The sequence below is a fragment of the Mesobacillus maritimus genome (assembly GCF_019749255.1).
GTDB lineage: Bacteria > Bacillota > Bacilli > Bacillales > Cytobacillaceae > Mesobacillus_B > Mesobacillus_B maritimus_A.
This window is the reverse complement of sequence record NZ_JACWFH010000008.1, coordinates 606,634-618,966: the sequence shown is the minus strand read 5'-3', so window position 1 is coordinate 618,966 and position 12,333 is coordinate 606,634. Positions and strand designations below refer to the sequence as shown.

Here is a 12,333-nt window from a genome sequence, read left to right as displayed (position 1 = left end):
ACATTGGGGTCCTAAAAAAGGCAATAAGAAAATAAAGGTCTGTAACAGGCAGATTTTACCCGATAACGAAACCCATTCTTAAAAATTTTCCTTCTCCCATCCAGACTTTCACTGTCGGCTCTGGAGTTTCACCAGATCCACCGTTTAACAAATGTTAACCGGGTCACGGACTAAGAAGCCATCGCTTCATCACCGCCGGTTGGGAATTACACCCGACCCCGAAGGAATATTATATTTAAATCCTATTATATGCTTTTTTAACTAAAAATGAAAAGGAAAGTTATTTATAAAATCAAAAAAGGAAGAATTATTTCATCCTCCCTTTCACTCATACGATTTTAAAACATTGATTCTTTCCTTTACAAAAGCCCAGTTTTGCGGTGCTGGCAAGCTTAATTGCCAATACGTCGATCCCATTAACCCGTACATATCAATTAACCGATATTTTTCAATATAACTTCTTATGTCTTCAAACCAAACAACATGCTCTTGATCATTTTGTCGATATTGAAAGACAGGTGATAGGGCACGTTCATCAAACTGAATAGGCCGCCAATTAGCGAGAGCAATATTCTGTGCAGAGAGGACTGATCGCGCAATCGTGGTATTGTCAGGAACAATTTTATCATATCCATAAAGCGCCATCGCAATCTGCAGTTTTTCCGGTCTGATTTGCGTGAGCGCATAAACAATCACCTGCTCCACCCACCACGCAGGAGAAATAGGGTCAGGTGGACCACCTGGATATCCATAATCAATTGTCATAACGGCAACAATGTCTGCCGCATTACTTATGCCTTGGTAATCATAAGCACCAATAATCGGATTGGTAGGGATATCCTCCGTTTTTGCATGTACATTTACATGCAGAATCAACGAACCAAGTGCATTTTTTAGTTCCCTTAGAAATAGTAGAAAATCATTCCTTCTTGGTGGCGGAATAAATTCAAAGTCTATGCTAACCCCTTTGTAGCCTCGCTCACGAACCAAATTCAAAAGACTAGTGACAAGGTTCTTGCGTAATTGTGGGTTCCCAAGAACTCTTCCAGCCAATTCAGCATCGAATTCGCCATTTAGCTGATTTCGAATCATTAATAATGGCCTTACACCTAATTGATTGCTTGTCGCGACCAGTTCGCGATCATCGAGTTGAACAAACGCATAACCAGCTTCCGTAAAACTATAAGCAGCAACCGCTATGTAAGTCATCTGCCCTGCCAATTCATACACTTGTTCAATAGCAGCTTGTTGAACATATGGTGCGATAAATACCAGTGTAGCCATTTCCAACTTAGCAGTTGTAGGAATATTGATTTTTTGCCCAATAACGAGAGAATTCAAATCAACTGTGGGGTTCGCCTCGTTAATTCTATCGGCTGTTGTATTATATTGAACAGCTATCTTCCACAGGGTATCACCTGGTTGGATGCGATATACACGGTATGGTGATTGGGTTCGTGGAATATAGAGCGCAAGACCAGGGGTAAGAGAATTCGTTGATGGTAAGCCATTAAGCGCCATAATTTCAGAAAAGGAAACACCATATCTCCTCGAAATCGCCCAAAGAGTCTCCCCGCTTTGTACTACATGAACGGCCATACAACCACACCTTTTCTATTCTTTAAGTAGAATTAGGTAGAATTCTCTCTGCTTTATCCTACTTAATAACCAGTTTATGGCGTATAGCGCTTAATATGCTAACAGATAGAGATGGCTGCTATGCCCAGCGTCTATTTCCTCGATGCCCACGTCTATATTTCCCGTGATAGCAAGCATCACATATCGAAAATCGAGAATCATCTGGGAGAGGTTTCCCACATTTTTTGCATTTCTTTTGGAAATTCTCAACCTCGTCTCGTAACTGATCGTGGACTTGATCACTGACTTCCTCTCTCACCCTCTCCCAGTAAACCGCTTCCGTTCTTCTTCCCAATCGATATAAAAATAACAGGTGAAGTCCAATCGCTTTATAGGATAATTCAAAATCCTCTAGCCCTCTTCGTTTAATCATTGGGTCTGGGATTTCGGTATCATCTGCAATCGCCATCATTGTATCTAGCCATTGACGAACCAATGCCGGTTCTCTAGATGCAAATGGCAAATGAAGAAAACCATATAGATCCATCATAGAAAAGCGAGCCTCTATTGGAGTTCCCCTAATCAATTCATATAAATCCCGTTCTTCCGCTAACGTAGCCTTCTTCGTCCCCTTCGGTGGATCAAATTCCTCCCATAGATCAAAAAAAGTACCAAGATCACGGTAATATTTTTGAAAACGCTCAAAAACGGTCGAAGTTGGAGCTATGGCAAACGTCTCTACAGGTTTATCATTTTGCTCCAAAAGCTTACTCATATATTTAATATCAGCGGAAAACGCGACCTTGCCGATATCATAAATACCCTTCCGACCGGCACGCCCGGCGATTTGCTTCACTTCTTGGGAAGTCAGCCTTCTTCTCCTAGTTCCATCAAACTTCTCAGTCTCAAGAAAAACGATTCGTCGAATTGGCAAGTTTAACCCCATCCCAATCGCATCTGTTGCAACAACAACTTTGGTTTGACCAGAGTTAAACAAATCAATTTGCTTTTTCCTTGTTTCTGGCGGCATGCTTCCATAAATCATGCTGACCGAATGACCGCTTCGCTTGAGTTTCGCTGCGGTTTCCAAAACCCTTTTACGTGAAAAGCAAATAAGGGCATCCCCTTTTTTCGTGTGTTTTAACTCAAATTCCTTTTGCTCAACTTCTAATGGGGTATCACGACTATATTCATGTACTTCTATCTCGACGCCTTCTAACAGGTTATAAAGCATGTCTCTAATATTCCAACTTCCAATGATGTGGACCTCACGTGCATTTGCTTTCGTTATTGCTTTGTACCAAGAAAATCCACGGTCCTTATCTGCTAGCATTTGCGCTTCGTCAATCACAACAACATCGTAGTAGTCTTTTTCATGGAACATTTCAACTGTGCTTGAAATATGCTTTGATCCCTCAACAGACTTTTCTTCTTCTCCAGTCTTTAACGAGCAAGGGACGCCCTCAGCATTTAACTTATCGTATACTTCAAGTGCGAGCAGTCGAAGTGGCGCTAAATACAAACCACTCTCAGCTGCTTTCATCCTCTCTAAAGCATGATGGGTTTTCCCGGTGTTCGTTTCACCAATATGCAAAACATACCTTAAATTTGAACCAACTGATGGGATATAGGCCTTCCCGAAGATATCGTCCATAATCCGTGCTTCTTCTTGCTTTCGCCGTTCTTCCTCAGCTCTTTCTTCCTCAATTCGCCTCTCGCGTGCTGAAACATGATTTTCAAACAAATCATTGTGAGTGACTACATCAAACGGGATGTCAGCAATGGCAAGTAAGTCTTCTAGGTATTCTTCGGAAAGTTCCTCTAGACACTCACTCGTTAAATCAACAAATTCTTGGTCAAACCACTCCACTAATTTTGTTTCAGTAAGCTCTTGTTGGAATAATTTTTTATATTCTTCTTGGAGATTCTCAGGAAGTTCCGCAACAAGTCTTTTAGATACTAAATCAAATAAATATTCCATAACCCGTTTTTCATAAAAGTCAAAATAAGTTTCGTACTCAAAGGTACGTGCTCCCCAATCATAGGAAGCCTGGACACCGCCTGTGAGCTCCTCGAAAAATTCAGCTACTGTTCGGTAATCACTTGGCTGAAAGTGCCCATCTTCCACAAGTCTTTCTTCCAATCTAAATGGTTCAATATACTGATATTTCTGTTTCTGCTTCAAATCCTTCATTAGCTGTTTTGCAACAAAATGCCGTACATTCAAATAAAAGAATAAGAAGTTTTTTTCTAAATACTTTTCACCCCACCTTTGCACCTCAAAGGTGTAGGCGTTTCTCTCTCTGTCCACTTCCGCTTGCGCTTGACGCTTTAAATAAGCTTCCCTTGATAGTTGGAAGATCTGCTCCCACTCCACCGGATTTGAGGCAAATTGTTCATCTAGCCAATGAATAACATTAAAAGGTTGAATATTCCTAATTTCATTACGGAAAAGCTTGTTGATAATTTTTTTATCTACGCCCTCTGTTTCATATCCTTTATTTTTCAAGAATAGCTTTTTTTCTTTTTTTGGCACATCATTGGATGCTTTATTCATCCAAACATTCACCCAAATTTGTTCAATAAAAGTCTTTCGTTCTTTAATATAGTCCTGATAAGAGCGAACTGTTTCGCTTTTTTCTAGAAAGTGGGCAATATCTCCATGAAGTTTTTGCTTTGTTTGTTCAATCGCAACAGGATAGATTTCTTCTAATTTCGTCATATCCTTGTCCCCTTTCTCCGTTTTCTTCATATTATATGTAAAAAGCCTGTCCAATTATCGGACAGGCTACATTTCATTAACTGATGATGGCAATAATCCCTTCGTCATCATCAAGAACCAATTGTATTCCTGAAAATGGATCTCTTCCTAGAATTTGGTCTAGCCACATTCTAAGTGCCTCAATCAAATTTTGCTTAACGAGAATTTGTTTACGTCCGTGAACAAATGTTTCAGCGGAAAATCCATAATCATCGTCATACATTAACTCTACTTCCACTTCTTCTACCTTCACTTGCTTTTTATCAGCGACATATAAACAAATGGCATTCACAACATCTTGCTCAGAAATTTTTAACGATGCCAAGGGTCATTGTCCTCTCTCTGCTTTTTCTTAAAAGCGGTAATGACACGGCTAATAAGCATAAATAGAAGCAGAATTCCAATAATATTGATAGCCATTCCAAGGATTGGACCTAAGCCACCCATTCCTGCTAATAAACCACCAAAAAGTAACCCAGCAAGCCCCCCATACATGATGCCACGCATTAACCCGCCATTATTTCGAGGTGCAGTCGCATTCGTTCTGTTATTAACAGTATTATTTCGATTCACGTTTTGATTCTGGTTTGTTGTGGTATTATTGTTATTGTATCTTTTTGTACCAGACCTATATTTCTTTGCACTAACCTCAGATTGGTGCAAATCTTGAACAACAATATTACCAATTGGTGAGAACATCACCATGATTGCAACAAATGCCGCCATTAATTTTCTAATCATCATTCATCCTCCTGTTTTGTACTTTCCCATGTATGATTTACGAAAAAGTACTAAGAAAGTTTCATTTTTTTTAAAAAAATTATTTCAATATCTTCATTATATAGTTTCCAAGCGAAGAAGCCTAATACCCAGTCCCAAAATTTACAAGAAATGTTTTCATAAATTAGTCACAATTAGGGCACTAAGTAAGGATGACTTCTATGTTAAAATCATTCTAAACAGACAAATGCTGTGATTTATATCACACTTACCACAACTTACCGGGATAAATTATGAACATCATGTGAAGAAATGAACATTATCTATGCTATAATGTCCCAAGGTTTGTTGTTATTATCGAAAGGAGAAGTTATATGAAAAGGAAGTGGATGGCACTATCCATCATTTTCGCAATTGCTACGTTTTTAACAGGATGCGAACCATTATTGGTCCTCGACCCTAAGGGGCCACAAGCAGCAAGGCAAGCGCAAGACATTATGCTGTCTATCGGGATTATGTCCATTATTGTCCTTGTAGTGTTTGCGATGTTAATTTTCGTTTTATTTAAATACCGCGCTTCAAAGCAAAGTCCAGATTATGAACCACCACATATGGAAGGAAATATCTGGGTTGAAGCAATTTGTGTTGGGATTCCAGTGATAATCGTTGCTTACTTATCATTTGTTTCTGTTCAGAGTAACTATATCGTTGAGGCGACTCCTCAAGGATACGAAGAAAAAGAACCTTTAGTGATCTATGCTTCTTCATCAAACTGGAAGTGGCATTTTAGTTATCCTGAAGAAAACATTGAAACGGTTAACTACCTGTATATTCCAACAGACCGTCCGCTTGAATTTAAACTTTATTCACATGGACCGATTACTAGTTTTTGGATACCACAGCTAGGTGGGCAAAAATACGCAATGAGTGATATGATCACAACTCTTCACTTAGCAGCAGACGCGCCTGGTGAATTCATGGGTCGAAATGCAAACTTTAGTGGGAAAGGTTTTGCAGAAAACACCTTTGAGGTTACTGCTATGTCCCCTACTGAGTTTGTTGAATGGGTAGATGAGGTTCAAGAAACAGCTAAGCCTTTAACAGAAGAAAAATTTGATGAACTAATAGAGCCAGGTCATCTTGGTCGGATGACGTTTACAGGAACACACTTAGACTTTATGCCTCCACCAGAAGGTCATAACCATGGATCTTCTCATGCAGACGAATCTATTGAAGATTCTCATAGTGAGCATGAGGGCGACCACAGCAATCACTAACAAATAGATTTCTATATTCCTATAATCATAGGACTTACGGATAATTCTCGAAAGGAGATACAAACGGATGGAATTTTTAGAACGCTTTGCCGTACCACATCCAAGTATAGCAATATATGCTTCAATGGTTGCCATTGGATTGACGATGATTGCCATTGTTGCCGGATTAACCTATTTTAAAAAATGGGGCTATCTTTGGCGTGAATGGTTAACAACGGTTGATCATAAACGAATTGGGATTATGTATTTAATCTCTGCTTTATTAATGCTTTTCCGCGGTGGCGTTGACGCAATTATGATGCGTGCCCAGCTTTCCGCTCCAGAAAATACACTGCTAGATGCACAGCACTATAATGAGATTTTTACAACACATGGAGTCGTCATGATTATCTTTATGGCGATGCCGTTTATTTTTGCGCTAATGAACTTCGTTGTGCCTTTACAAATTGGCGCACGTGACGTTGCTTTCCCACGCTTAAATGCCCTAAGCTTTTGGTTATTCTTCATGGGTGCAATGTTATTTAATATCTCGTTCGTTATTGGTGGTTCCCCTGATGCAGGATGGACTTCTTATTTCCCACTTGCAGGAAATGAGTTTAGTACTTCAGTTGGAACGAACTATTATATGCTTGCAATTCAGATATCCGGGATTGGTTCTCTTATGACCGGTATTAATATGATTACAACCATTCTTAAAATGAGAGCACCTGGCATGACCCTCATGAAAATGCCGATGTTCACATGGTCATCATTTATCGCGAACGTTATCATCGTCTTCGCATTCCCTGTCCTAACTGTTGCTCTTGCAATGGGAACGATGGATCGATTATTCGGAACCCAATTCTTTACGATGGAAAATGGCGGCATGGATATGCTTTGGGCCAACCTTTTCTGGGTTTGGGGTCACCCTGAAGTGTACATTTTAATCTTGCCAGCGTTCGGGATTTATAGTGAGGTCATCTCAACCTTCTCGAGAAAGAACTTGTATGGCTATAAATCGATGGTTGCTTCCATGGTTGTAATCTCGCTCATGTCGTTCTTAGTATGGGCCCACCATTTCTTTACGATGGGGCAAGGAGCACTTACAAATAGTATTTTCTCGATTACAACAATGGCGATTGCAGTACCAACCGGAGTTAAGATTTTCAACTGGTTGTTAACCATGTGGAAGGGAAAAATTGAAATTACTACCCCTATGCTTTATTCTTTATTATTTATTCCGTTGTTCACACTTGGCGGAGTTACAGGGGTTATGCTTGCAATGTCTGCAGCTGACTACCAATACCATAATACAATGTTCTTGGTCGCACACTTCCACAATGTAATTATTCCAGGTGTCGTTTTCGCGATGCTTGCTGGTCTTACGTATTACTGGCCGAAAATGTTTGGTTTTATGCTAAATGAACGTATTGGAAAGTGGACGGCATGGTTACTCTCAATCGGGTTCTTATTAGCATTTATGCCTATGTATATTACCGGCCTTGATGGTCAAGCACGTCGTATGTACACATACTCTGAAGCTACTGGGTTCGGACCTTTGAATATGATATCATTCGTTGGTGCGATTATTATGGCCGTTGGTTTTGCGCTGATTGTTTATAATGTGTATTACAGTACCCGTTACGCTTCAAGAGATATCGGTGAAGACCCATGGGATGCACGTACACTTGAATGGGCTACCCATAACCCTGTCCCAGAGTATAACTTTGCAGTTGTCCCAGAAGTACGCTCTAGTGAAGCTCTATGGGATGCTAAAAAACACGGTCATGTCTTGTTTAAAGATCGTAATTATAAGAAGATCCATATGCCAAACAACAGTGGTGTACCGTTTATCATGAGTTTAATCTTCTTCGTCTGGGGATTCTCGTTCATCTTTAGCTTATGGATTCCTGCAATTCTAGCAACAATTGGAATTCTAGTTTGCATGGCTCATCGTTCATTTGAACAAGACCATGGCCATTATATCTCTGTTGAAGAAATTGAAGAAACCGAAACGAAAATGCGAGGTGCTAAATAATGAAAATCGATCACTCGCTGCCACTTGAATATAGTACAGATCAAAACCAGTACAATATATTAGGATTCTGGATATTCTTAGGTGCAGAAATCATGCTCTTCGCGACTCTTTTCGCAACCTATTTTACGCTTGCAAACCGTACAGGTAGCGGTCCTAGTGGAGCAGAAATTTTTGAAATCACTCCAGTATTAATCGAAACCCTACTGCTATTAACCAGTAGTTTTACTATAGGTTTAGGCATCCACGCGATGCGTCTTGGTAATAAGAAAGCTATGCTAAGCTTCTTTTCTATCACCCTACTACTAGGGTTAGCATTCCTAGGAGTCGAAATTTACGAGTTTATTCACTATGTTCATGTTGGAGCAGGAATCCAAACAAGTGCGTTTACTTCGATCCTTTTAACTACCTTGGGAACACATGGAGCACACGTTACGCTTGGATTATTTTGGGGACTCTTTATTATCCTTCAAGTAAAAAAGCGTGGCTTGACTCCACAAACAGCCAATAAGTCATTCATTTTCTCACTTTACTGGCATTTCTTAGATGTAGTTTGGATTTTCATCTTCAGCTTCATCTATTTGAAAGGAATGATGTAAGATGAAAGAACTATTCCCTGCCAAACAAGTTTTAGGCTTTGCGTTTTCACTTGTGTTAACGGTTATTGCCCTTGCTGTTTACTTCCTTGATATGTCCTTTCAGACTGGTATGACCATCCTTTTGGTCACAGCCTTTGTTCAAGCAGGTGTTCAGCTTACCGTGTTTATGCACGCTGGTGAAACCGATGATAAAGGAGCCATCTATTTGAACGTGTATTATGGCTTAATTATTGCCCTTGTAACCATCTTTGGAACATTATTGGCAATGGTTTGGGATATGTGAGTACCCCAACCGTATAATTTAAGGAGTGCCTGAATAGGTGCTCCTTATTTTATTTTGAATGGGATCACTTTTGCCCCCGCCTTAGTTGGAACAATAAGTGTTCCTTTATCTGTTTTCTCCAACATTTCTTCTGTCACAACAAAGAACACACCAATGATAAAAATAAAAATCGCCCCAACAATGGCTCCCATTCCTAGACCTGTTATCAATGTATGGCTAATGACTAACCCAAAGATAAACAGTACCATTCCTAGGGATAAGGTTGTTCCCCCCACATATTTCACAGCATTTAAAACCTTGAAATAAGATTCCATCCTGTTCAACTCCTTAATAATGAATACGCTTTCAGTATCTACATAAAAGCATCATCAACTTTATAATAGGAAGAAACCTAAAATTCAAATTCCCTCCAACAGTGAGAAGATGGTTTTATTTTAACAAAAGATTAACAGAATTGACACAAAATGTTCACAAAAATATCAATCTTTTTTCACAATTATACTAAAATCATTTTCTTAGTAGAATAATAATCAAAATACATTGACATTTACCGATTTACTGTAGTAAAGTTTAGAGAAAATTATAAATTAAAACCATTTCTTATCCAGAGAGGTTGAGGGTCTGGCCCTGTGATACCTCAGCAACCTTCAGCATTCATGTTGAAAAGGTGCTAAGTCCAGCAAGTTGTTAAACTTGGCAGATAAGAAGAAGATTATGTACTTCAATCCTAAGTCTTCTTCTTAAAGAAGACTTTTTTTATTATTCAAATTCAACAACAGAAATAACCGAAACTAGGGAGTGTTACAAATGGCAAAGATCAACACAAAGCTCGCACAAATTGGAAATCGAAGTGAAACGACTACTGGGGCGGTTAATCCACCTATCTATCTTTCAACAGCATACCGCCATGAAGGCATTGGCCAATCTAGCGGGTATGATTATGTTCGTACTGGAAATCCAACTCGAGAAATTCTCGAAAAAGCAATTGCTGATTTAGAAGAAGGCGACCGCGGTTTTGCTTGTAGCTCAGGAATGGCTGCTATTCTTACCGTCCTCTCCTTATTTCAATCAGGGGATGAATGGATTGTATCTAAGGATTTATATGGGGGAACCTATCGAATTCTTGAACAAACCTTTAAGAAATGGGGCTTACAGTCTCAATACGTTGATATGAGCAATTTAGATGAGATCAACGGTGCTATTACCTCGCAAACTAAGGCTATCTTTATTGAAACACCAACTAACCCGCTGATGGAGACAGCTGATATTGCGGCAATTGCCAAAATTGCGAAGGAGAAAGGCATTCTGGTCATTGTTGATAATACCTTTTACACCCCTCTTATACAAAAGCCATTAACCTTAGGCGCGGATATTGTTATTCACAGTGCCACCAAATACCTTGGAGGTCATAATGATGTATTGGCTGGATTAATCGTCTCAAAAGGCGAAAAATTAGGCGAGGCTTTATTCCTTCACCATAATGGTGCAGGTGCAGTGCTAAGTCCTTTTGATTCATGGCTGTTAATTCGTGGAATGAAAACTTTATCATTAAGGATGGAACGACATCAACAGAATGCCTCGGCGCTGGTCAAATTCCTAAAAGAACATGATGCAGTAACAGATGTCCTTTATCCTGGTCGTGGTGGAATGCTATCTTTCCGTATTAAAAAAGAATCTTGGGTGAATCCATTTTTACAAAATTTAAATTTAATTACCTTTGCTGAAAGCCTTGGTGGCGTGGAAAGCTTTATCACCTATCCGGCTACTCAGACTCATGCTGATATCCCACAAGAAGTTCGCGAAGCTAATGGCGTAGATAATCGCCTCCTCCGCTTTTCAGTTGGAATTGAAGATGTCGAAGATTTAATGGTTGACCTAAACCAAGCCTTTGCACAAGCAGAACAGGAGGAATTGTAAAAAATGACAAAACATGACTATTCTTTTGAAACCCAGCTTCTACATAATAAGCATAAATTTGATCCTAGCACAGGTGCTGTCAGCGTACCTGTACAATATGCTTCGACTTTTCATCAACCATCCGTCGATACCTTTGGGAAATTCGACTATAGTCGCAGCTTAAATCCCACACGTGAAGCATTAGAAGATATCATTGCTGAAATGGAGGGTGGTACGCGAGGACTTGCTTTTTCTTCAGGGATGGCCGCAATTTCAACTGCGTTTCTATTACTCTCTCAAGGTGACCATGTAGTAGTTACAGAGGATGTCTATGGTGGAACATTTAGAATGGTCACGCAGGTGCTTAGTCGTTTCGGGATTGAGCATACCTTTGTCGACATGACTAATCTTGAAGAGGTACGTGCAGCAATCCAACCAAACACGAAGCTCCTCTATATGGAGACTCCCTCTAATCCATTAATGAAAGTAACGGATATTGAAGCGGTTGTAGCCATTGCGAAGGAAATTGGTGCACTCACTTTTGTTGATAACACCTTCATGACCCCTTATCTCCAGCGTCCGCTAGACTTGGGTGTAGACGTAGTTCTTCATAGTGCCACGAAGTTTTTAGGCGGACATAGCGACACCTTATCAGGTCTTGCCGTTGTAAAAGATGAAGAGCTCGGAAACCGTTTATATACTTTACAAAATTCATTTGGTGCCGTCCTCGGAGTCCAGGATGCATGGCTAGTCATGCGCGGAATCAAAACCTTGTCTGTCCGAATGAATCAATCACAGGAAAATGCGAAACAAATCGCAGCATTCCTTAAGGACCATCCTTTGGTTCAGAAGGTCCACTTCCCTGGCTTGGAGGATCATCCTCAATACGAGATCCATAGCCGGCAGGCAAAAGGACCAGGTGCTGTACTCTCTTTTGAACTAGAAAATGAGGAGCTTTTCAAGGCATTTGTAGAAAATGTAAAACTACCTGTATTTGCCGTGAGTCTCGGTGGTGTAGAATCCATTCTCTCCTATCCAGCGAAAATGTCACATGCGGCGATGCCTGAAGGTGAGCGTCAAAAACGTGGCATCAGCAACACGCTTCTTCGACTCTCTGTCGGATTAGAGTCTGTAGAAGATATTATTCACGATTTCTCTGCTGCACTAGAAGTTGCCTCGAACACTTTATTGAAGAAAGGATGAAT

Annotated in this window: 11 protein-coding genes and 2 riboswitches; of the genes, 6 read left to right on the top strand and 5 right to left on the bottom strand. The window is 40.0% G+C overall.

All coding sequences use genetic code 11. The features are described from left to right. Positions 1–84 precede the first annotated feature (84 nt). A riboswitch (FMN riboswitch) is annotated at positions 85–230 on the bottom strand. Positions 231–324: 94 nt separating this feature from the next. From H0185_RS08485 to H0185_RS08470, 4 genes are all read right to left on the bottom strand, one after another. Then, on the bottom strand, positions 325–1,599 hold the full coding sequence (locus H0185_RS08485) for a LysM peptidoglycan-binding domain-containing protein (protein WP_221873013.1): 1,275 nt from the start codon (positions 1,597–1,599) through the stop codon (positions 325–327). Between the two features lie 118 nt (positions 1,600–1,717). Next, positions 1,718–4,300, bottom strand: coding sequence for a helicase-related protein (locus H0185_RS08480; RefSeq protein ID WP_221873011.1), 2,583 nt, complete (start codon positions 4,298–4,300; stop codon positions 1,718–1,720). A 76-nt stretch (positions 4,301–4,376) separates the two neighbouring features. Further along, positions 4,377–4,664, bottom strand: coding sequence for a DUF2653 family protein (locus tag H0185_RS08475; RefSeq protein WP_221873009.1), 288 nt, complete (start codon positions 4,662–4,664; stop codon positions 4,377–4,379). Continuing rightward, positions 4,652–5,083 (bottom strand): hypothetical protein, encoded by a 432-nt coding sequence (locus H0185_RS08470; RefSeq protein WP_221873007.1) that lies wholly within the window; start codon positions 5,081–5,083, stop codon positions 4,652–4,654. The genes H0185_RS08475 and H0185_RS08470 overlap by 13 nt, the downstream gene beginning before the upstream one ends. Before the next feature lie 350 nt (positions 5,084–5,433). Here H0185_RS08470 and qoxA point away from each other — a divergent pair, with 350 nt between their 5' ends. The 4 genes from qoxA to qoxD all read left to right on the top strand — a co-directional run bounded on the left by qoxA (position 5,434) and on the right by qoxD (position 9,232). Then, positions 5,434–6,336: a cytochrome aa3 quinol oxidase subunit II gene (gene qoxA / locus H0185_RS08465; RefSeq protein ID WP_221873005.1), complete on the top strand. Its 903-nt coding sequence runs from the start codon at positions 5,434–5,436 to the stop codon at positions 6,334–6,336. A gap of 67 nt (positions 6,337–6,403) precedes the next feature. Next, entirely contained in the window at positions 6,404–8,353 is a 1,950-nt protein-coding gene (gene qoxB / locus H0185_RS08460; RefSeq protein ID WP_221873003.1) for a cytochrome aa3 quinol oxidase subunit I, read from the top strand. After that, entirely contained in the window at positions 8,353–8,949 is a 597-nt protein-coding gene (gene qoxC / locus H0185_RS08455; RefSeq protein WP_221873001.1) for a cytochrome aa3 quinol oxidase subunit III, read from the top strand. The genes qoxB and qoxC overlap by 1 nt, the downstream gene beginning before the upstream one ends. 1 nt (position 8,950) lies before the next feature. Then, positions 8,951–9,232, top strand: coding sequence for a cytochrome aa3 quinol oxidase subunit IV (gene qoxD / locus H0185_RS08450; protein WP_221872999.1), 282 nt, complete (start codon positions 8,951–8,953; stop codon positions 9,230–9,232). Between the two features lie 44 nt (positions 9,233–9,276). On the opposite strand, the gene H0185_RS08445 is transcribed toward qoxD, so the two are convergent. Beyond that, complete coding sequence (locus tag H0185_RS08445) at positions 9,277–9,546, bottom strand: hypothetical protein (protein ID WP_221872997.1); 270 nt, start codon at positions 9,544–9,546, stop codon at positions 9,277–9,279. A gap of 283 nt (positions 9,547–9,829) precedes the next feature. After that, positions 9,830–9,939, top strand: a riboswitch (SAM riboswitch). 100 nt (positions 9,940–10,039) lie between these two features. Here H0185_RS08445 and H0185_RS08440 point away from each other — a divergent pair. Next, positions 10,040–11,149 carry a methionine biosynthesis PLP-dependent protein gene (locus H0185_RS08440; protein WP_221872995.1) on the top strand — a complete coding sequence of 370 codons (1,110 nt, stop codon included), beginning with the start codon at positions 10,040–10,042 and terminating at the stop codon, positions 11,147–11,149. A gap of 3 nt (positions 11,150–11,152) precedes the next feature. Then, entirely contained in the window at positions 11,153–12,331 is a 1,179-nt protein-coding gene (metC, locus tag H0185_RS08435; RefSeq protein WP_221872994.1) for a cystathionine beta-lyase, read from the top strand. Positions 12,332–12,333 lie beyond the last annotated feature (2 nt).

Coding starts and splice junctions, on each gene's coding strand:
- H0185_RS08485 (WP_221873013.1), bottom strand. CDS start 1,599: ATGGCCGTTCATGTAGTACAAAGCGGGGAGACTCTTTGGGCGATTTCG.
- H0185_RS08480 (WP_221873011.1), bottom strand. CDS start 4,300: ATGACGAAATTAGAAGAAATCTATCCTGTTGCGATTGAACAAACAAAG.
- H0185_RS08470 (WP_221873007.1), bottom strand. CDS start 5,083: ATGATGATTAGAAAATTAATGGCGGCATTTGTTGCAATCATGGTGATG.
- qoxA (WP_221873005.1), top strand. CDS start 5,434: ATGAAAAGGAAGTGGATGGCACTATCCATCATTTTCGCAATTGCTACG.
- qoxB (WP_221873003.1), top strand. CDS start 6,404: ATGGAATTTTTAGAACGCTTTGCCGTACCACATCCAAGTATAGCAATA.
- qoxC (WP_221873001.1), top strand. CDS start 8,353: ATGAAAATCGATCACTCGCTGCCACTTGAATATAGTACAGATCAAAAC.
- qoxD (WP_221872999.1), top strand. CDS start 8,951: ATGAAAGAACTATTCCCTGCCAAACAAGTTTTAGGCTTTGCGTTTTCA.
- H0185_RS08445 (WP_221872997.1), bottom strand. CDS start 9,546: ATGGAATCTTATTTCAAGGTTTTAAATGCTGTGAAATATGTGGGGGGA.
- H0185_RS08440 (WP_221872995.1), top strand. CDS start 10,040: ATGGCAAAGATCAACACAAAGCTCGCACAAATTGGAAATCGAAGTGAA.
- metC (WP_221872994.1), top strand. CDS start 11,153: ATGACAAAACATGACTATTCTTTTGAAACCCAGCTTCTACATAATAAG.